Origin of the sequence: Erysipelatoclostridium sp. DFI.2.3, from assembly GCF_019132535.1 — a bacterium.
GTDB lineage: Bacteria > Bacillota_I > Bacilli_A > Erysipelotrichales > Erysipelotrichaceae > Clostridium_AQ > Clostridium_AQ innocuum.
In genome coordinates this window covers 88,683-108,373 of sequence record NZ_JAHOOJ010000009.1, presented here as the reverse complement: position 1 = coordinate 108,373, position 19,691 = coordinate 88,683, and the positions used below count along the sequence as shown (strand labels likewise).

Annotated in this window: 21 protein-coding genes; 3 read left to right on the top strand and 18 right to left on the bottom strand. The window is 37.3% G+C overall.

The features are described from left to right. The first annotated feature begins 123 nt into the window (after positions 1-123). The 3 genes from KSZ58_RS10985 to KSZ58_RS10975 are packed head-to-tail and all read left to right on the top strand — an operon-like array spanning position 124 to position 1,507. Positions 124-699: a hypothetical protein gene (locus tag KSZ58_RS10985; protein ID WP_009269463.1), complete on the top strand. Its 576-nt coding sequence runs from the start codon at positions 124-126 to the stop codon at positions 697-699. 36 nt (positions 700-735) lie between these two features. Continuing rightward, complete coding sequence (locus KSZ58_RS10980) at positions 736-1,281, top strand: hypothetical protein (RefSeq protein WP_224727250.1); 546 nt, start codon at positions 736-738, stop codon at positions 1,279-1,281. Positions 1,282-1,291: 10 nt separating this feature from the next. After that, entirely contained in the window at positions 1,292-1,507 is a 216-nt protein-coding gene (locus tag KSZ58_RS10975; protein ID WP_009269461.1) for a helix-turn-helix transcriptional regulator, read from the top strand. Positions 1,508-1,609: 102 nt separating this feature from the next. On the opposite strand, the gene KSZ58_RS10970 is transcribed toward KSZ58_RS10975, so the two are convergent. From KSZ58_RS10970 to KSZ58_RS10885, 18 genes are all read right to left on the bottom strand, one after another. Beyond that, the gene (locus KSZ58_RS10970) at positions 1,610-2,368 is read right to left on the bottom strand and encodes a CPBP family intramembrane glutamic endopeptidase (RefSeq protein ID WP_002608311.1); all 759 of its coding nucleotides are present in this window, start codon (positions 2,366-2,368) and stop codon (positions 1,610-1,612) included. A 40-nt stretch (positions 2,369-2,408) separates the two neighbouring features. After that, the gene (locus KSZ58_RS10965; protein WP_009269460.1) at positions 2,409-3,611 is read right to left on the bottom strand and encodes a class I SAM-dependent rRNA methyltransferase; all 1,203 of its coding nucleotides are present in this window, start codon (positions 3,609-3,611) and stop codon (positions 2,409-2,411) included. A 215-nt stretch (positions 3,612-3,826) separates the two neighbouring features. Continuing rightward, a complete protein-coding gene (locus KSZ58_RS22720; RefSeq protein WP_224727251.1) occupies positions 3,827-4,051 on the bottom strand; it encodes a hypothetical protein in 225 nt (74 codons plus the stop codon). 712 nt (positions 4,052-4,763) lie between these two features. Beyond that, positions 4,764-6,170 (bottom strand): recombinase family protein, encoded by a 1,407-nt coding sequence (locus KSZ58_RS10955; protein WP_233104374.1) that lies wholly within the window; start codon positions 6,168-6,170, stop codon positions 4,764-4,766. A gap of 244 nt (positions 6,171-6,414) precedes the next feature. Then, positions 6,415-6,558 carry a hypothetical protein gene (locus KSZ58_RS10950; protein ID WP_185957938.1) on the bottom strand — a complete coding sequence of 48 codons (144 nt, stop codon included), beginning with the start codon at positions 6,556-6,558 and terminating at the stop codon, positions 6,415-6,417. A 217-nt stretch (positions 6,559-6,775) separates the two neighbouring features. Further along, the gene (locus KSZ58_RS10945) at positions 6,776-7,090 is read right to left on the bottom strand and encodes a type II toxin-antitoxin system RelE/ParE family toxin (protein ID WP_142419557.1); all 315 of its coding nucleotides are present in this window, start codon (positions 7,088-7,090) and stop codon (positions 6,776-6,778) included. Further along, positions 7,059-7,253: a hypothetical protein gene (locus KSZ58_RS10940; protein WP_142419558.1), complete on the bottom strand. Its 195-nt coding sequence runs from the start codon at positions 7,251-7,253 to the stop codon at positions 7,059-7,061. Before KSZ58_RS10940 ends, KSZ58_RS10945 begins: the two co-directional genes overlap by 32 nt. A gap of 160 nt (positions 7,254-7,413) precedes the next feature. Continuing rightward, positions 7,414-8,106, bottom strand: a complete 693-nt coding sequence (locus KSZ58_RS10935; RefSeq protein WP_142419648.1) for a site-specific DNA-methyltransferase — start codon at positions 8,104-8,106, stop codon at positions 7,414-7,416. A gap of 474 nt (positions 8,107-8,580) precedes the next feature. Next, positions 8,581-9,381, bottom strand: coding sequence for a replication-relaxation family protein (locus KSZ58_RS10930; RefSeq protein ID WP_224727266.1), 801 nt, complete (start codon positions 9,379-9,381; stop codon positions 8,581-8,583). Positions 9,382-9,419: 38 nt separating this feature from the next. Continuing rightward, positions 9,420-9,578, bottom strand: coding sequence for a hypothetical protein (locus tag KSZ58_RS22715; protein ID WP_224727253.1), 159 nt, complete (start codon positions 9,576-9,578; stop codon positions 9,420-9,422). A 170-nt stretch (positions 9,579-9,748) separates the two neighbouring features. Then, positions 9,749-11,947, bottom strand: coding sequence for a hypothetical protein (locus tag KSZ58_RS10920; RefSeq protein ID WP_224727254.1), 2,199 nt, complete (start codon positions 11,945-11,947; stop codon positions 9,749-9,751). Between the two features lie 2 nt (positions 11,948-11,949). Beyond that, on the bottom strand, positions 11,950-12,078 hold the full coding sequence (locus KSZ58_RS23485) for an LPD11 domain-containing protein (protein ID WP_185957939.1): 129 nt from the start codon (positions 12,076-12,078) through the stop codon (positions 11,950-11,952). A gap of 383 nt (positions 12,079-12,461) precedes the next feature. Beyond that, the gene (locus KSZ58_RS10910) at positions 12,462-12,917 is read right to left on the bottom strand and encodes a hypothetical protein (RefSeq protein WP_217752727.1); all 456 of its coding nucleotides are present in this window, start codon (positions 12,915-12,917) and stop codon (positions 12,462-12,464) included. A gap of 17 nt (positions 12,918-12,934) precedes the next feature. Then, on the bottom strand, positions 12,935-13,513 hold the full coding sequence (locus tag KSZ58_RS10905; RefSeq protein ID WP_142419562.1) for a hypothetical protein: 579 nt from the start codon (positions 13,511-13,513) through the stop codon (positions 12,935-12,937). Between the two features lie 10 nt (positions 13,514-13,523). Next, positions 13,524-14,591 (bottom strand): lysozyme family protein, encoded by a 1,068-nt coding sequence (locus KSZ58_RS10900; RefSeq protein ID WP_142419563.1) that lies wholly within the window; start codon positions 14,589-14,591, stop codon positions 13,524-13,526. Beyond that, entirely contained in the window at positions 14,578-16,911 is a 2,334-nt protein-coding gene (locus KSZ58_RS10895; protein ID WP_142419564.1) for a hypothetical protein, read from the bottom strand. The genes KSZ58_RS10900 and KSZ58_RS10895 overlap by 14 nt, the downstream gene beginning before the upstream one ends. After that, entirely contained in the window at positions 16,908-19,319 is a 2,412-nt protein-coding gene (locus KSZ58_RS10890) for an ATP-binding protein (RefSeq protein WP_142419565.1), read from the bottom strand. The genes KSZ58_RS10895 and KSZ58_RS10890 overlap by 4 nt, the downstream gene beginning before the upstream one ends. After that, positions 19,309-19,689, bottom strand: coding sequence for a hypothetical protein (locus KSZ58_RS10885; protein WP_142419566.1), 381 nt, complete (start codon positions 19,687-19,689; stop codon positions 19,309-19,311). The genes KSZ58_RS10890 and KSZ58_RS10885 overlap by 11 nt, the downstream gene beginning before the upstream one ends. Positions 19,690-19,691 lie beyond the last annotated feature (2 nt).

The following is a 19,691-nucleotide window of genomic DNA, read 5'->3' as shown; positions in this document are numbered from 1 at the left end:
AATGCAACAGGTGCTTCAAAATTCTTGGCATTTATGTTTATAATATAATATTTAATGATAAACGATAAAAATATATTGTAAAATATTAAAACTATGCTAGAATGTAATTATGGAGGTGTTCCTATGAAATTGAAACAACCTGTAAACTGGAAGCATACGACGTTTCTCTGGATACTGAGATTCATGCTGAGTGGTGTGGCTGTATCCATTGTTTTTCAATGCCTGAAGATAATTGAACTCTTTCAAATGCCGGAACAAAGTCTGCGGTTTATTCCATGGGAGGTCAACAATGTTGTGACGCTGGCTCGTCTATTGGCAGAAAGCGGACTCTTTTCCAGCAGATTTTATGCCGTTTTTGACTCCCTGCTTGCAATTACAAATGCCAGCATATATGCTCTTTTGCTTCTGTGGGGCATACAGGCAGTAAAGGAAGCCGCAAAGACAACACCGTTTTTAACAGATATATTGAAAAAATTAAAGATCAGTATACTGCTGCTGGCAGGCTTTCGTTTCCTTTTAGTCTTCCTGGAATTTCTTCTGGCTCTGATATACCAGCCGCCAATTGATTGGTCTAGCCTATTTTTCGATGTTGTTCGTAATCTTTTTGAAAGCCTGATCATGCTGGGAGCATTATGGTGTCTGATACATGTCTGGATGTATGGGGCAGCTTTGCAGCATGAGCTTGATGAAACAATATAAGGGGTCAGGATTATGAGAAAAAATAAGAATAGACTTATGAAGATATTGCTGTACTGTCTCGTCGTATGCGGGATCATCGTAATCAGCTTAAGACTATATACGATTTATACGATCTGCATATCTCCGGACTCCTTTTTCGAGCCTAATCTGCCGCGGGAGGAACTTATTCTTGTTACTGGAAAAAGTCTAAGCAATGTGCTTATGAGCGTGGAGCTTACCTCAGATAAAGCCGCCGCCCTGCTGGAAGCTATTGTCGGTTTACTTGCAGAGATTATACAAATTGCTATTTTAGCTCTTGCCCTACGCATCTTCCAGAGAAACTCTATTCATCGACCTTTTCAGGTGAATATGATAATCTGGTTACAGGGCTTCGCTATTCTCTATTGTATTCTTCCTATTGTGCAGGGACTGTTTATCATCTGCGTTCTGGGTTTGAATCAGGCAAATTTATATCCGAGGCTCATACTGTTTCAATTCCTTGATATCGGGTTACAGGTGTTACCGGGTTTAGCGATTATTGGTATTGCAAAGGTGTTCCGGTATGGATATAGCTTACAAAATGAAGTGGATCAGATTCTCTAGGAGGTGAATTATGGCAATTATATTAAGACTCGATCGTGTCATGGCAGATCGTAAGATATCGCTGAATGAGCTGGCAGATCAGGTAGGCATCTCCAATGTTAATCTTTCAAATTTAAAGCGCGGAAAGGTAAAAGCCATACGGTTTTCAACCCTCGATAAAATATGTGAGGTACTGGATTGCCAGCCAAGTGATATTCTGGAATATCAGCGAACAGAAGAGCAATAAATACAGATATGAAAAAGGAAATCCATCATGTCACCTTCTCAGCATCTGCGAATGTATGTGAATCGCAGATACTGTACCTGATAATGTGGACTTCCCTTTTTATTATTTCGTAGGCAGTTTGTGCATATGCCTGCTTTTATCGTGAGCAAGCAACAGCAGCACCATGCTCACCTCAAACAGTGTCATGAGGATATAAGGAAATTCATTTCCTGCATTATCCGCAGGATTGATGGCAAACAGGTGGATGCAGAGATTCCATGAGAAATGATATGTCATCGAGGATAAAAGATTTCCCTCACTCCACTGAAGCAGATACTCATATACAAAGCTTTCTGCGATACAGCCGATGAAGAAGGAAAGCAGAGGGACCTCTATGCCATTTTGATAGAAATAATGATAATGCCAGAGAAACCAGATGATACCGATACTGACAGGGACATGCCATTCCTTTTCCATACGTTCTCTCAAATAAGATCGTAAGTATCCACGCCATCCGATTTCCTCTGCAAAAAATGCCCATACAATGACAATAAACTGCAGATCATAATTCAGAAAATGTCCAGATGAAGAAGAACCTGCGAACAGCCTTGCGAGCAGCATGGGGGCAAGGGAAAACACGCAGGGGAACAGGAGTGCGGTGCCAGATTTCCAGCCTTTGAAATTCTTCTTAAAAAAACTCAGGAGCTGTCTGTTCTTCGATAGAACGAGAAGAGCGGCGATACTGGGAGAGGCTGCTTCCAGTCCGTAAAACAGAAGCTGTAATACAGGAAGCCCGGTATATCGCTGACACAATACAAAAAAGAAGGGCATGAGAAAAGTCAGTAAGAGAAACATGCATATGTCGTTTGTTTTCGTCTTCATCAGCACTCAGCCCTTCATGTTCGAATATCAGTAACTATTTTTAAACAATCTGGAAAATATAAAACTTCAGATACGAGGTTTCTTCCATTGTCCATAGGATAGGATGGTCATGATTCTGCTGTGTAACGGATACCTGCTTCAGGGTGACTCCTGCTTCCTGTGCAGATTCACGCAGCATCTTTTCAAAATTTTCTATTTCCATAAAACGGGAACAGCTGCAGGTGATGAGATAGCCGCCTCTTCCCAACAGCATCATAGCCTGTTTGTTAATGCGTTTATAGCCGCTGTAAGCATGGTCTATCGTTCTTCTGGATTTTGTGAAGGCAGGGGGATCCAGCACAATAATGTCGAACTGTCCCTCTTTACAGGTATCCAGGTATTTGAACACATCCGCTTTCACAAAAGAAATCCTGTTTTCGAGATGATTCAGCTTTGCATTGGCATATGCCTGATCCAATGCAGTCTGCGATACATCGACAGCGACAACCTGACTGGCATTTCCATACGCCGCATTTAATGCAAAGCCACCGGTATGCGAAAAGCAATCCATGACACGTTTTCCATGTGCCATTTCACGAAGCAGAACACGGTTGGCTTTCTGATCCAGAAAATATCCGGTCTTCTGTCCGTTTTCAACATCCACATGAAGCTTTAATCCGTTTTCATCAATGATGGTTGTGGTTGGCAGCTTCATCTGCTTCCAGTATCCCTTTTCCAGAGGCAGACCTTCCTTGGCACGCACCCTGATATCATTGCGTTCGTAAATTCCTTTTACATCCTGTCCGTCTTCTCTTAATACTTCCAGCAGCACCTCATACAGCATATCCTTTCGCTGTTCCAGTCCATAGGAGCTGATCTGTGATACCAGAATATCATTATAGCGATCCACTGTAAGACCGGGAAGCTGATCGGCTTCTCCGAAAATCAGGCGGCAGTTGGTTATATTCTTACTTTCCAGCGTTTTGCGATACGCATACGCAAATTGGATTCTTTCTTTGAAAAATGCTCTGTCAAATGTATCTGCTGTATCCTTTGACAGTATTCTTACAGTGATATGACTGTTTCTGGACAGAAAGCCGGTTCCAAGATAGCGATCCTTGGTTGTTACGATGTCAACAAGTGCACCGTTTTCTATTTCCTCAGCAAGCTTAACAACATTATTCTTATACATCCACATCTGTCCGTTGTCCAGCCACTTTTCTCCTTCTTCGCTTATTGTAATCTTTGGATAATTTCTATTCATATAAATACCTCACTATTTCAATTCCCCTGTATTATATCATACATTCCGTTTCTGCTGTATGCTAAGCCGGCAGGTATTACCGTGTATGGTCATTTCTCTGTTTAAAAAGCCAGAGAGACATTGGAGGTTTCCGTATCATAAGATAACAGCATCCTCTTGCATGCTTTATTTGAAGGGAAAAGGATATAATCCTTGCAATTGAAAGGTAAAAACATTTAATCATGCTCGTTATGGATATAGCCATTTTTTATATAACGATCCTTGTTCTGCTTTTTGCAATACACAAAATAACTGCTTACAATGAAAAATATCTGCGCAAGGGTCATTGCAATACCGGTTCTTAAAATGTTGGATGGATGAAACATACTGCATAGTACAATACCGGTCACAAGCAGCCCCACGTATGCAACATAATCCTTTAAGACAATCTTTCTTTTCATGAGCAAATAGTAGAAAAGACATATGATAAATAAATCCATCAGACCGAATGAAGCTTTTACATCATACAGCAGCATATATATTTGTGAACATATTAAAATCACAGCGCATATAAATTTTTGATAGACATTTTTCATGCACAACTCCCTCGCTTTTCACTCATTCATATCGTATTCAAATAATTATAAGGATACTTCTTTGTGTATCTTTATTATAGCATAGCTATGATAAGGTATAGAAGGCAAATAAGCTTCACTTTTATTATTTGATTGAGATAGATAATTCATGACAGCTTAAAGGTATTATTAACGCTTAGAAAAATATGCAAATTTATGCGTGATATAGGGTACATTGATGACGCTGTCAATAGAGATGCTTAAATCAAGTTTTATAACGCTTAATCGAACGAAAGAAAGGTTAAATTTATGGGCTTGGTAAACACACTTTCAGGACTTCTGACTAAAAATAAAAATACTGAAATTTCAAAACAATCGTCAAAAACTCGTCAATCGTGTTATAAGCACTAAAAAAGCCCTTGTTTAGGGCTTTATCTGTCTATTGGTGCCGCATACATTACTTGCACGAACCATTCCTAGTTTTATTTATTTATCTGTCTCTTTTGTATCTTCCTATACTCTTTTCTAATCCTTAGCTTATCGTCATGAATACTATACCATGATTCGTGTTAATTTACCATACTTTTTTCGAAAATAGTCACTTTTTTGCATCATCGTCCATATTGCTCTTAAGATATTCTATTTTGACGATTTCTTTTTTTCCTAAATCAATGCACATTGTTAAAATAGTCTGCTCGACGAATCCACGTTTTTCACTATCTGAAAGTTCATTCCAATTGTGGCCATTTATGATTTTTATCTTTCCAAATTTTGCTTTCTCTTTAATTAACTTTGAATTTATAGATCTTACTATAGTATCATAAGCTTCATCTATGATTAAATCTTCTGCATACTGTCTGGAAACTGTTTTAAGTTTACGCTGTAGTTTATTGATATTTCTAAGGATATCTTCTGCTTCGTCTTTATAATTTGCCATATCTGTATGTATGATCATATCATGTATCGTCTGATGATTGATAACATCCTGATTGATTCTCTGATTACATGCTTTACAGTAATAGTAGTAATATTTTTTCTTCTTTTTGTAGGTAGGAACTCCACCTAATAAATTACCGCAGTTTCTACACGTTATTTTATTCCTGTAGTAAAATTTGTTTTGTTCTTTACCGTACGCAACACTTCTTTTCCCAGCCACTTTTCTAGCTTCCATTGCAACGTCTTTATTTACTATTGCTTGCATAACATCAGGGAAGACATATCCTTTATAGGTGAATTCTCCATAATAGCCATTTTCAAAAATGATTCTTCTCATTCTATCAGTTCGTATCTTATAATTGTAAGACTCCATGATTTTTATTTGTATATCAGAAAAGGGATAGCCGGCTCTTGCATACATAAATATACTTCTGATAATGGGAGCTGTCTCCTCATCTATGGTAAGATATTTTTCATTATCCTTAACATAACCAAGAGGAACTCCGCTCTTTGGATATTTTCCTTCCATGGCCATCTGCAGCAGGCCATCATTTGTTCTTTCGATTATAGTTTCTCTTTCCCATTGGGCAAATATGGCCAGAATACCAACAACCAGTTTTCCATTTGCGGTAGTGATGTCTAAATTATCCATAACTGCAACAAGGTTAACTTTATTATCTGTAAACATACTCAAAAGTTCATAAGTGTCAATAACATTCCTGGTCAAACGATCAAGTTTGTAAATGATGATCTCATCGAGCTTGTGGTTCTTGACATCCTGTAGCATCTGTTTCATGTTGGGTCGGTCCAATGTTGAAGCAGAATGACCTTCATCTATATAGAAAATTGGATCAGCGAAGTCATCATTAAATAGATGCATATAGTCCTGGCATTTATTTTTTTGATTATCTATGGAGTAGCCAAGTGTCTGTTCTCTGGTAGATACTCGGCAATATATACCAATCCGCTTTTTCTGCTTTACACTCTTGCCTTCTAGACCTAATTTATCATAAATATCCACTTTCCAGAAATTACCGCTTTTCTGTCTAGCAACACTTGTAAAAGTCATATGTTCCATTTTTCGTAGATAAGTACCCTGTGCCTTGACTGTAATGCGATCTAAGACTGAGATTACTCTTATTTTCAAATGAAATGATATATCCAGAATATCCTGTATCGCCATATGATCAGACGATAATTCATCAGCACACAAAACGATCAAATCATCTGGCTGGAAGCTGTGAATCATCTCTATAAGAATAGTAGGGTAGTTGTTTTCTTTTTGTATGAATTTAACATTATATTCTTTATAATTATTTATTTGTAGATAAAATTCTAGTTTCGTTTTTTTTTATTGTGTTCTCCATGATGACGATAGCTTTTCTATTTTGGTTATCTGGAGCCATCATGTAATTTTTTTGAAACTCTGTCTTTTTAATAATCCCCGCATTTAGCATTTTTAAGCTCCTCCTATTTTATTTAAAAAGAGACAGAGAAAAAAAGAGATACCCTCATTGTGTATCAATGATGGGTATCTCTTCCTGACTTTAAGCTGCTTAGATTAGATTAGAATATAAGCAACTATATTATATGCACAAAATGACAGATTTACAATATTTAGTAGAAATAATTTCATGTGAAATTATGTGAAGATAAGAATACATAAAGAGACTTCTATAAGCCTCTTTGGATGATTTTATCAGTTTGTTCTTCTTTAAATGAAAACATATTAACAATATATATTATCTTATCGTTATCATAGATATTATAGTAGATGTTATACTTGATTTCGGGGATAACAATCTTTCTCAATTTTTTTGATACCGCCGGATACATTAAAGGATTCTCAGATATTAAATCAAATTTATCTAGGATTAAACTATAAATAAAGTTGAAATATTTATAATCTATATCTTCAAAATAATCACTCAAATCATTGAGCTTTCTTTCGAATAGACTAGAGACCTTTACTGCGTATTTTTTTGTCATATCTATTTCTCAATTCTTCAAGGGGTATACTTTTTATTCTTCCAGCTTGAATCTCATCTGCCTGTGCTTCAAGCTTCTCTATAAAGATCAACTCACCAAGCTCTTCATCAGTCAGTAAATTGTATTCAATCCCATCGATTGTAATCCTGCTAGGTTTTTCCATAACATCACTCCTTATATGATAAGTATACCACACAAAATTCATATCGTGTGGATAAAACTTTTCAATTATGATTGTTCTCGTATGTATAAATTGCAGTTATCAGGATACCTTCTTATAGACTAGCATCGCAATATAGCTAATCGCAAAGTTTAATGTATTCTTAACAAAGCAGCTGCATTGAATCTATCCTTCTAACAGAAGTATCATAGAATTTTGGATTATTTTCGAAACCAATGAAGTTTCTTCCATTCTTCAGCGCAGCTTCTCCAGTGGTACCTGAACCCGCAAATGGATCTAAGATAACATCCCCTTCATTTGAAGAGTTTAATACAAGATCTTCAATAATTTTCAATGGTTTAACAGTTGGATGAACATACAATTTCTTGTCTGCTTTATTTGTTGGAGTAATCCAATAAGTATGACCTCTTTCATATGTTGTATGGAGATTAGCCTTTCTTCGAAAATACAAACAGTATTCCTTATCATTTAGATAGTTTCTACCACAACCAGGAATCGGATTCGTTTTGATCCATACCAGGATATCAAATACACATCCTTGCTCCTTTACGAAAAAATCCAGATAGGGGATGATCTGCCGGCGATTGCACCAGATGTAGATGTTGACTGTTTTTAAGACACGGACAAAATCATTCAGAATAGAATAATCGATTCCATCCATAATATCAGCATCATGTAATTGATTCACGATAGATGCATAACTTCTTGTCAATCCACCAGTACTGTTACTACCCTTAGCTTTAATATCATATGGAGGATCAGTAATAATCAAATCGATGCTTTTATCTGGTATTTTTTTTATTTCCTCGTATGCATTACCCAATATTAAATTCATATTCTTTATAGTACTCACACCCTTTCCTTACCCATATTATATTTGATATTTTTGAGAAGTGTAGTATTGTATTTTAGTCAGTTTACGGCATATTAGAACACTGTTCATCATCTTGTTAATTTCACAAAATTGAAAGATTTTACAAAACTTAAAAGGGAATAAAAAAAGAGCTGATATCTGCTCTCTATTGAAATTAACTTATTTTCGTGTATAATATAGATGAAGGATGATTCATCTTCACTTAGGCGAAGATAGAGTTGTTGTTGCGAAAGTAATCGCCCAAACCGGTCAAAGTTTCAGGGCGATTACTTTTTTATTATCTTAACAGTTTCCATTATCACTAGGATAATTAGTAGACTGATATATAAGTTAATATCCATAGCAATCACCTCCGAACGGAAACACCGAAAGGGTTTACTTACGTCCTCCTCGAAGGGAAACAACTCTATCTTCATGTAAAATTATATCATATTTTTATGGCAGTTTACCTAATAATTTATATTTGTTTTCCAAGTCTCTTGGATTCGTATAAATGCTTTCTAATGGATCATTTGTAACTTCACCATATCCGGCTACGAGTAAAGCAAAATCTGCAGTTTTTTCTCTATTGACTATCTTATTCAATAGAGCTTTTTTCTGATTCTGAGTTTGCGCTACGAATAATACTCTTTGATCATACACCCGCAATGAAAAAGCAGAAGGATATAGTTTTCGGTGAATAGCAAAACTATATCCTTTTATCTTCCTATCCAGTGACCGCTGACTGGCATATGATCGTTCTATTTCCAGAAATACGATAGCTGCCGGTGCAGCTTCGTTATCCTTCAATCTGAAAATCAGAATCGCATCAGGTTGATTTAAGGCTTCTTCATGATAGGCTTCCCGTTCATTGTAAATCTTATCCAATTTCCAATTAGATTTCCCATCCTCATAGTATTTCTGCAGTATATCACATACTGTTGAAACCTGTACTTGATGATACATCCGGTAGGGGCTTGAGTTTTGTATCGTTTTGATATTATCAATGATATCGTATCCCATGCTTTCTAAAAGATGAAGTCCTTGTTTTCCCAGTGAAATGATTTTATAGCCGGCTTTATAGCTTGTTGTATAATCCGGAGGGATGAAGGTCTTATTTACGACTAGATATCCATGCTTTGCAAGCTGCACGATCCTATCCATAACTGTGCGTTTCTTTTTATCTGGATAACAGAATAAATATACATAATCCATATCGATGAAGCCATGCTTTGCTATCCTCTCAAACAGATCCATGTCCTCTCTCATAATGACAGGATTATTCTTATTTCCCATTACATGTTCACCACCAATGGAAGGATGGCAAGCAAAACAACGATGACATAGCATATCGTTATCATTGTCTGCAGCTGCTTATAATAGCGAAAGCTCAACCATGTAATGAGTAGCAGTATGAAGATGATGATCAGTCCCATATTACCTTCCTTTAACATAAATCTTTGAAAATCATTGATAGATTGCTGTATTGATATCAGATAAATAGATCCGCTGAAACTGGTCATTATCTGGAAAAAGATGATTAGACCGAGGATTGAGGATATCATGATTAATGGCTTTCGATAGTTTTTGGGAAAAAGTTTGGATATTTTATATAATAGAAATCTTAATCGTCCCATACTGCGGCTCCATCTCCTTCCTCTAATAATTCTTCTTCTATTTGCATTTCTTCCTCTATTTCATATTGTTTCCTGAATACGATTCTTTCAGCTTCTTTTTTTGATATAAAGTCACGTCCCATAAGATTATGAGCAAAATTTCTATTTTTTTCAAGATTCAGTTGAGTCTGCACTTTGCCTGGATCCGGATGGGGTACTGGTTTACCCGCATTATATCTGTATGGCGGATCTACTTCGACAAGTGCTGATTTTGCAATTCGATTATCTTCTGTAGATATATAACCAATTCTATCAGGAAGACGTTTCAGCGCTTCTTTATCCAGGTTGCCGGGGAGATTCATAACAAGACGTCTAGCCCCATCGTCACCTTGACGAAATGACATCTTCGTACCGACATTGCCAAGTAATGCTCTTAAATAATCCGGATTATACTGATCCAAATATTGTGTCATAGGCACTAATGCCATACCTCCTTTTCTTAATTCAGATAACCAGCGCTGATAGATATCAAATTGTGTTTTGTGACTTTCATCCATAAAAGTGAGATGAAGAAGGGAATTATCATTACGTTGCAGTCCGATCAGATAGTATTTCAATGAGATATAACCGATGATGATGCGTAGATCATTATCATTCAAGCCCTTTAGATTGAACAACATGATATGTCCCTCATCGATCCATTTTTTGAATTTTCTCAATCCATCATATTGACTATGCATACCGAACATAAGTTTCTTCTTAGGGGTATTTATAAATGGATCTGTTCTATTTAAGATGGGATCCACCTGATTAGGATTGAATTTTCCTTTTAGAAATAAACGAGCATCATCGGCATACAGGTTATTACTCAATCTTAATGATAAATCCTCTCTCATCTTTTCATCCTGGAACAACTTAGGGATATCCATGATCGTATGCTCTTTCTCATCTAATAGAATCGCATTTATCGCACTTGTAATCATACGGTCTACCTGGATGGTTGGGGCATCACCAAACAACATTTTGAAGTAGTCTAGGATCTCCGTAGATGGAACATCCTTATTGAGTAACGAAATGGGGAAGATACATTCTTCATAATTGAAATCGATATAATGAATGGTCTTTGCTAATTCTGTAATATCATTCCCATCAGCCTGCAGCTTCAGCAGCATATCGACAACACCTAATACACTGGTCTCTGCAGGATCGAAAAAAGTGAATCCAGGTACATTTTTATTACCTTTAATTTTCTCTGAAAGAATCCACCTCATCATTTCTTCAGCAGCAGATGATTTACCGGAACCTGTCTGGCCAGTAATAAACATATGCTTACGCAGCTGCAGCACATTTATGAATACATCCCTATGTTGCATAGGATGATATACATGACCACACTTTAGTCCATTGCTAAATTCATTTTCCTTTAATGTTTTCTGTCCAACTTCCAGCTTATGGATCCTCAATAGAACCTCAAGATCATTCGGTTTATTATAAAAAGTCGGAATCTGAAATAGATTCATAAGCTCATTCCCTGTGAGTTTGGAAAACTTATATGTATCTCTGTAGATAGCACGAAATCCTTTCTCACCAGCCGTAAGATTGATGATTGTATTTGTGATTTCAAGGATATCATTTCGCTGATATTTTGTTTTTGCCGATACCTTAATCATCACTTCAGCATTAACATCAGTCATGACCCCACGAAACATACTCTTTGTGGCATTGTAATTTTTCTCTATACTGAAATCTATTGTGATTCTGGTCTTATTACGCATCGTTCCCAGAATAAACAGAAAAATTTGATCATCCTGGAAGGTCGCAAGGCTCTTCTTTTGATTTTCTTTTTTTGTATTATCTAATTCGTCTGCAGTATAAATTGTATGTATTGTTGTATATGGTTCAAGCTTTTTATCACATTCAAATACATCCGCTTTGTCCTGGAACATATTCTGCAGACTATTTAGTACTAGACTGTTTTCCTTTTCGTTCGTTACCTGCAGATAAAAGGAAATCATACCTTTTGTCTGATCCTTGCCGTCGCAATCGATAATGAAGCGATAATCAAGGATACAGTTAGGGTCAAATAACTTTGTTACTTTATTAAAGAATGATTGTTTCTTCCTCGTGCTGGATAAAGTTTTCAAAAACATTCGCATAGCATCCGGATGAAATCTATAATCATATCTAGGTAAGATTTGAAATAGCATCGTTATACCCTCCTTAAATATTTTGCAGAACGGTTTCCACAACCTAAATAGTAATAGCAATCCTGTTGCATTCTACTAAGCAGCTGAAAGCGAAATTCGGGATCTCTACTCAGTAATTCTTTTTCATTCATTTTTAAGATTCCTTTCTTTTAATATTATTGAATAGATGTAATTTACATTATTGATTTATGTGTATCGTGATATGGTAGGATTAAGGTGACAAGAGGAACAGGGAATATGAGGATAATAGTGTCTCTGTTTAAGGCGTTAAGGCGGCGTCCATAAGGTTGAGATATAGTATATATTTTATAAGGTAAAATAAGGTACTATTTTAATATACTGATTGTAAATCCTGCCCATAAACAGGGCGTTTTCAGCTGTTTTTGTATGGTATATGTCCCATACCTAAAACCATACCTAAAACCATATCTAAAACCATAGCTTTAACCATAGTCCAAACCATAGGCATCACCATAGCAATAATAGGCATACCGCTATGGTGGTTTTCTTTATACTATGTGAAATCGTTTGTATCAACCATTTGCCGAAAACATATGATTGCTTCACTATTGCTTATAAAGTCAAAGACGTCATCGAGCAGGCGACCGCCAGAATCATATATCCAATAGTGTAGATTCCCATATTGATCTAATCCGGATTTAAGCGTATAGCCTTGATACTCATCGATAATCGTATCATCACATTTCATAATTAGATCTAATTCATCGATATAGATTTTCTCTGTAAAATGGCCAGCGCCTATAATACGCTCAACATACTCTCGGCACTTGGCATCCACTTCATTCATTAGGATCAACCAATATGATGTGTATAGCTGATCATGTCTCTGTTCTAACAGATTAACTTTATCAAGTCGTCCTTCAGCAAGTAATTCATCCAATTCCATTTTCGTATGCTCCATGGCTTCCTGCAACTGATATAGCTTACTTATGATCTCTCGCTTATCCATAATTGAATTCCCTCCTATCATTTATACAGGCCATTAGATAACTCGCTATCCTCCAGTATCTTATATATCTGGCATTCACCGTCTTTCACATGCAGCTTCATCCGTGTTAGATAACGGGACGATGTGTGTTTGTCTTGTTGAATTACTGACAGATTATAGATCATATATACCTCATAATCGTCATCCTGTATCTTTCGTGTAGCGCATTCCAGCTCAGATACTTCTGTTTTTATTACAGCGCTATCTTCAAGAGCTTTTAAATCTTTTTTTGCCTGCACAATCTCCTCAGCTGTCATATTAGGAGTCATTTTGAGCCTTAAATCTTCATCCAATAATTCCTCGATATTCTTCATCCTCTCGATATAGAGATCCTTGGAGCTCCCATTCTTTATAGCCTTGATGTATTTTTTTGCTGTCCTGATACATTCTTCTTCACTGTCAACAATCTCTTTCTTTTGAGAATTTTGGTTGTCGTTTGATTTGCTAACTTCTATTGGTGCAGAAGGAGCTTCAGCTACATCTTCTTTATGATTGAGCAAGATTCCTGCACTCATGATAAAGACGATGAGTAACAAGATCCAGATATTTTTTTTCATGCTTTTCTCCTTAATTGAACTTGATATATTTCTTTGGATTTACAGATCCATCATGAGTTGCGATGCGTGGTGTTCCTTCATGCATTTCTAAATGAAGATGAGATGCTGTGGAGTTTCCAGAATGTCCCTGGGTGCCGATTCGCTGACCTTGTTTTATTTTCTGACCAGTCTTGACAGAGACATTTTCCATATGGCACATAAAGATATATAAATCTTTCTCCTTATACCTCGTTTTAAGCATTATATAATTGCCACCACCCATATACTCATCATAAGGACACATATTGCCTAAGTATCCTCCATTTACGGGACAAGTATTTGATGCTTGATATACAGTGGCATCGATAGGAGCATAAATAGCAGCACCGTAGCCTCCATCAAGATCAACTCCAAAATGAAAATCACCTAGTGGCCGATCACCATAAGCACTGGTTAATGTATAATTTTTCATTGCCGGAATAAGGTCACCTGTCCCTGTTATGAAATCTATTCCATGGTAATAAGACATGACTTTATCAGCGTATGGAGGATCACCATAAACTGGCCATCCCATTTTAGCAGCCATCATCTCTGAAAATTCTTCAGCAGCTTCAAGACTCCATTTTCCTTGTTTGTTTGCATCGATCCATTCGATAAAGCCATTACCGAAATTATAGCCGCCCAGGGCAACTCGGATTCTAGCTTCATCACTTGCATCCTTAACACCAGCACGCTTCAGACAGTCCTTCACTTCCTGAACACCACAAACGATAGAATACGTAGGATCCTTTATCCCATTTGGTACCTGAGGATAGCGTTTGTTAAACGGTCCCTCTGAGCTTTGCATAGGATCACTGCCAGCACCTCCGGATTCTACCTGCATCACTGCCAATATCAGATCCACATATTCTTCTACTTTTTCTTGTTTTGCTATCTTTGTTACATAGCTGCGATAATTTTCTACTGCAGCGCTTAAATTATTGTGATTTGAGACACCTCCAGAATTTCCTGAGTCTCCGCCAATCACGACCATAAGTAACATCATAATCAGAAGTATAGGCATTCCCAGGCTTAGTAGTATTTTTTTAATGGTCTTCATCCCATATATCCTCTGGAACAGTTTCTTCAACTACAGGATTTTCTATTGTTTCATCAATAGCTTTATTCTGGCATTCCCTATCATTTTGTTCATCATCCGAAATTTCATTTTCATGATCATTTTTATCTCTTACAGGATCATCAATTTCAGATTCCTGTAAAGGTGCTACATATCCATCGGCTGATGTTTTATCGTCTTGTATAGAGTCATCAGATTGCACTAGCTGATCTTCTTTATCCACTTCTATATCTAATGCAGCTTCATCTGGAACGGCTATTTCCTCAATCAGATTTTCTTCATCCGTATCTTCAGGTTCATCTGTTTCTACATCATCCATAAGATCTACTTCATTGTCATTTATGGTATCTGCATCATCACTGAGATCTTCTTCGCTATCTGGATCCACGGATTCGTCATCCGTAATTTTTTCATCTATATCGCTATCCGATTCAATTCCTTGATCTGCATCCGATTCATTCATCTCTGGAATCAGTTCTTCATCTATCTGGGTTTCTCCATCTGATTCACTTTGTAGAGCCGTTTCTGTTTCTTCTAAGAGGCCTTCTTCATTTCCAGGCAAAGATTCCTTTTCATTCATTTCCGAGGTTTCTGATGCTTTCTCTGTTGTTTCATTATCAGTACTTGATTCTGAAACTGGCTGCTCATCTTTGTCATTATTCACTTTTTCAGTATCGTTGCTATTTGTATCAGTTTCTTGAAGTTCTCCTCCCGTATCATCCAGGATATCATTCAGATCTTGTGATTCATGGTAATCATCTGCCAGGCCCTCATCATCTGATGCATACGACTCATCACCGCTATCCTGCAGACTATCATCATAGCCGCCGTTGTCGCTGAATTGCGATGATTCACTTTCATTGTCATCAGATCCGTTGAATTTATTATTTTCAGATGTATTATCATTGGAAGCAGCGAACTCCCTGTACGCATCCATTGGGTTTCCACTCATCATAGCTTCAGCAAGGATCTTGCCATCATCTTTTAGCTTTGATGTTATAACAGTGAAGTTTTTTGCTACAAGAATAATCAGAAAAATCAATACAGCATCGATTGCAAGCATCAGTAATATATTGGTCTTTCCAACATCCGTACACATTGAAACAATGAAATATAATGATGCATTAAAGAGTACATCGGCTATTATAGTAACAGCACACCATATGATCCTGTCCATAAACCATTGCCTTGCTTTACCTGTACGCTTAATAAGCCACCATATCAATTGATATACGCTCAATGCCAGAATGATTGTCTTTGCAGCCTTGATCACTCCCAATCCCAGGCAAAGCACACCTAATACGATCCCAATCCCGATTCGATGTACCAGCATGATGATGGATAAAAACAATACTTGTGCTGCAGAAGATGTATTATGCGTGATTATATTATTTCCAAAATCATTATGCTCTTTCTTAGCATTATCTTCTGATGGATCATCTAGGAGATTCTGTACACGCTCCTTCGCTTGTTCAACCTTTTCCTTATTATCACTGCCTGCTATTGACACATAGGAAGTTGTACCATAATGGCGAACCATGAATGGTTGTACCTGCAGGATATCAAAAATGTTATCCTTATTCGCTATTTCAGGGTTTTTCTCATCTCCAAAAACAAAGGATTGACTCAGCATCGTGTTCACTGTTTTTTCAACACCACCGGCAATCGTCCGTCCATTCTGACCGATGAAGATGATAAAGGTCATAGTGGCGAATGAGGTGATTACAAGTTGCATGATGTGCTTCCAGTTCGTCATCCGGGTAAAATTCTTTATCAACTGATACAGGATACTCATAAGAGTAGCAATGAGCAATATCTTCATAATCCAGGAGTTCGGATCTTTCCAGTCGAATATGATCTTATCAATGATATCGAATGCTGACTGTATGACATTCGTCAAAAAGCTGGATGATACCAGGTTATAGATAAGCATGATCACAAAGGTGAAGGCGATACCAATCATCTCGATTAATGTTGTGATCATATTAAGGAAAAACATACAGATTGCATCACCATCGAATAAGAAAAACCCTTTCGTTGTTGCAGTGTTGCTGGAATTATAAAAATTTCGGATATAATTCTTACTGCTTTCCTTTTTTGCTGTTTCTTTATCCAGACTCTTCAAAGCGTCTGATATAAAATCTGCAGTACCGGTAGCTTCTTTTGACGGGTCTTTCTTCGTTTCCTCACTCTGGGCGGTACCATTCGGTGGTACACCGTCGATCGGCTCGGCGTGAATAGGAACTGAGAACAGCAATAGCAACATAGTGCAGATCATCAATAATCTATAGAAGCGTTTCATACCGCAGCCTTCTTTCTGCCGGCAGATGATGAGTCCTCATCCTTGAATGTACGGAAGGCTGTATTGAACATAGGAAGGATATTCATTTTCGTTACACATTTTCGATTGTTATAATCGCAATACAAGAAATTATACTGCTTATCCTTACTGACACCTTCTTCTTTTGTCCTGTCCTGCAGTACAGAGGATAATGTTGAATTACCATCTAGATCGAAATGCTTCAGTATTAGTTGAATCTCATCCTTGCTCTTCATGTTACCAATAAAGAATTGTCCTGTGTTATTGATGATGGAATCTGGAAGATCACTCCAGTTTTGTAAAATCACAAGCATATTGCAAAGCTCGGATCTTGCAATCAGATTATTATTTACCAGAATGGACAGACCACCTGGAACTGTAGAATACAGCTTTGCTTCATCAAATAGCATCGTTTTTGCTTCACCTTTGTTATTGCGTAAAAACATATTTGTGATCTCATTCACTTTAGATAAGATGAGAGAAAAGATTTTATGGTCAAGTTTATCATCTTCATATGCATATGAAGATGTATCACTGGAATAGACCGGCATCTTCGCAAAGGTCACAAGATTGAATGGACGATCCAACTTGAATACCTGGTCTATGTTTGTATCATCGTCTCCATAGAATAGACGTGCCATTGGATCCTTTTTCAGTGATAAGAGGTTTCTGGCTGTTGCCGGATCTGCGCTCATCATCTGATCGATCAGGCAACTCATCGTAAGTCTTGTGATTTTTCCTGATTTAAGGCTTTCGCACATTCGCATATACGCTTCATCTATCTGCATAAGGTCAATGACGTGCTGAGGATTAATTGCTCTGACGAGAGAGATGATGTCATTTTTAGCTGCAGCGAGTGCCTCCAGCGGATTATCCGGATGCAGCAAGAATGCATCGAACATACCGTTTGGACACTTAGGATCACCGATAATCAGGTGTGAAGTAATATCTCCATATTGATTCAGAAGTTGTACCAGCTTATGCCTGTCACCCTTTGGATCTATCAGCAGCAGTCGGTGACCGTAGAAAATCATGGAAAGTAATGCGACTTCATTTGCAATTTGCGATTTTCCACTACCTGTTTCGCCGGCAAATATGGAAGTTGAGGATGCATTTTTCGTCTGTCCTTTGATAGGTGCTTCTATATCAATGCGGACTGGCAGATCTGCCGGTCTTGTATATGTCAGAATAACACCTTTATCCTCTTCACCGATATACAGACCACCAAAGAAATTGAAGTGTGCAAAGTAAAGGATATCCGTTAATTTAAGATAATGATAGCAGCTGTTTTTATATGGGAAAAGATGCTCTGCTAGGTGTTCCTGCTCACCGATTGCATAGGTAAGCGCAATTCCTTTTCCTTCAAAATTCTTCTGAATACGATCACTACGTTTCATAAGCATATCCTCTGTGTTCGCACGCAAACGGAACATCATCTGCCAGCGAATCTTAGAATCTTCGATTGATGGATCTGCATCCTCTCCAATTTTTGCAAGTTCAAAGGCTTTCTGTGCATCTTTATCTTTACGATCGGCCAATCTCCAATATGTCTTTGCACTCTTTCTGATTTCTTCACGTTTGCCACGCATATTGGATTTGAATGTCTGTGTATGCTCTAAATCGAATTTAATGATTGTATCAACAGGATATCCATATAATTGGATCTCATTGACAGCGATATTTGCATGATATCCGTCCTGCAGTTTATCAAGCTTAAATTCGTCAGCAATCAGTACCCTCGTAAAAAGCGATTCAAATGCTGTTTTCTTTAAACGCAGATACTGATACTCTATATCTGTAGCCTGAGGCGTGGAAAAATAATCTTTTAATGTACCTTCTACAGGGATCGCCAGATAGTCATAAAGATTCTGTATTGTTTTACTATCAGGCTTTGTCACACTAAGATCAGCTGACAGTTTCTTGTATATCTGTTCATCAACGACCTCACTAAGTGCGATTGTTCTCTTATCTAACGGATCATTGCTTTTTTTCAGCCAGCCAGTTAATGCTTTTTTCTTTAGAGGATCTCTATTATCCGTGAAGCAGACATGGATCTGGTACTGATATTTAATTTTTTCCGTTAACTGTTTTTTTAAATCCTTTAGGAAATCTATATATAATTTTTGATTTATTTTCTTTCCGTGTGTTTTGTATAGCATTCGATATTCATTCAGGATGCTCACTTCATCTATCCTTTTTGGCAGAATGTAGATCACGCCAGGCATATTAACAGATAATATTTTCCTATGCAGGTTATCGATTAAAGTCTGCAGCTGGTGATCAGAGGCATACAAGCTATTGATCGGCTTGATCTGATAATGATAACAGATACATTCTTTACAATAGACGATATTGCCCTCGCCATAGATATGTATAGGCTCAACATACATATCGGTGCCTCACCCCTTCCTTTTTTCCGGAAAGCTTATGTAGCCTCCCCTTAGAGTCGTAAATAACACGATACTTTTTGACGTCCCGATAAAAAAATGTAATGAGTTTATTCTTACGGCTTTCCCGGTCGATTTCTGTAGCAAATGCAACAAAGATCATTTCCAGTACACCAGTGATACCGATTGAAAAAATATAACCGAAGCTTCCTAATAATAGAGAAGCAGGATATCCAATAACAAATATTCCAAGCAATAAACCTCCAAGCATTGCGAGCAGTGTCGACCACCCTTGTAATTCGATACCTAGATAAGGTATGAACAATTTTTGCTTGTGTGCTTCTACTGCAGTATAGTTATAAGCGCCTTTCATAT

What these genes read in the sequence shown, in the direction of transcription:
- KSZ58_RS10970 (WP_002608311.1), bottom strand. Translation starts at nt 2,368, where the DNA reads ATGAAGACGAAAACAAACGACATATGCATGTTTCTCTTACTGACTTTT.
- KSZ58_RS23485 (WP_185957939.1), bottom strand. Translation starts at nt 12,078, where the DNA reads ATGAATGAAAAAGAATTACTGAGTAGAGATCCCGAATTTCGCTTTCAG.
- KSZ58_RS10895 (WP_142419564.1), bottom strand. Translation starts at nt 16,911, where the DNA reads ATGAAACGCTTCTATAGATTATTGATGATCTGCACTATGTTGCTATTG.
- KSZ58_RS10910 (WP_217752727.1), bottom strand. Translation starts at nt 12,917, where the DNA reads ATGGATAAGCGAGAGATCATAAGTAAGCTATATCAGTTGCAGGAAGCC.
- KSZ58_RS10955 (WP_233104374.1), bottom strand. Translation starts at nt 6,170, where the DNA reads ATGACTTTTACAAGTGTTGCTAGACAGAAAAGCGGTAATTTCTGGAAA.
- KSZ58_RS10940 (WP_142419558.1), bottom strand. Translation starts at nt 7,253, where the DNA reads ATGGAAAAACCTAGCAGGATTACAATCGATGGGATTGAATACAATTTA.
- KSZ58_RS10975 (WP_009269461.1), top strand. Translation starts at nt 1,292, where the DNA reads ATGGCAATTATATTAAGACTCGATCGTGTCATGGCAGATCGTAAGATA.
- KSZ58_RS10905 (WP_142419562.1), bottom strand. Translation starts at nt 13,513, where the DNA reads ATGAAAAAAAATATCTGGATCTTGTTACTCATCGTCTTTATCATGAGT.
- KSZ58_RS10900 (WP_142419563.1), bottom strand. Translation starts at nt 14,591, where the DNA reads ATGAAGACCATTAAAAAAATACTACTAAGCCTGGGAATGCCTATACTT.
- KSZ58_RS10920 (WP_224727254.1), bottom strand. Translation starts at nt 11,947, where the DNA reads ATGCTATTTCAAATCTTACCTAGATATGATTATAGATTTCATCCGGAT.
- KSZ58_RS10890 (WP_142419565.1), bottom strand. Translation starts at nt 19,319, where the DNA reads ATGTATGTTGAGCCTATACATATCTATGGCGAGGGCAATATCGTCTAT.
- KSZ58_RS10885 (WP_142419566.1), bottom strand. Translation starts at nt 19,689, where the DNA reads ATGAAAGGCGCTTATAACTATACTGCAGTAGAAGCACACAAGCAAAAA.
- KSZ58_RS10930 (WP_224727266.1), bottom strand. Translation starts at nt 9,381, where the DNA reads ATGGATCTGTTTGAGAGGATAGCAAAGCATGGCTTCATCGATATGGAT.
- KSZ58_RS22715 (WP_224727253.1), bottom strand. Translation starts at nt 9,578, where the DNA reads ATGTTAAAGGAAGGTAATATGGGACTGATCATCATCTTCATACTGCTA.
- KSZ58_RS10965 (WP_009269460.1), bottom strand. Translation starts at nt 3,611, where the DNA reads ATGAATAGAAATTATCCAAAGATTACAATAAGCGAAGAAGGAGAAAAG.
- KSZ58_RS10985 (WP_009269463.1), top strand. Translation starts at nt 124, where the DNA reads ATGAAATTGAAACAACCTGTAAACTGGAAGCATACGACGTTTCTCTGG.
- KSZ58_RS22720 (WP_224727251.1), bottom strand. Translation starts at nt 4,051, where the DNA reads ATGAAAAGAAAGATTGTCTTAAAGGATTATGTTGCATACGTGGGGCTG.
- KSZ58_RS10935 (WP_142419648.1), bottom strand. Translation starts at nt 8,106, where the DNA reads ATGAATTTAATATTGGGTAATGCATACGAGGAAATAAAAAAAATACCA.
- KSZ58_RS10980 (WP_224727250.1), top strand. Translation starts at nt 736, where the DNA reads ATGAAGATATTGCTGTACTGTCTCGTCGTATGCGGGATCATCGTAATC.
- KSZ58_RS10950 (WP_185957938.1), bottom strand. Translation starts at nt 6,558, where the DNA reads ATGCTAAATGCGGGGATTATTAAAAAGACAGAGTTTCAAAAAAATTAC.
- KSZ58_RS10945 (WP_142419557.1), bottom strand. Translation starts at nt 7,090, where the DNA reads ATGACAAAAAAATACGCAGTAAAGGTCTCTAGTCTATTCGAAAGAAAG.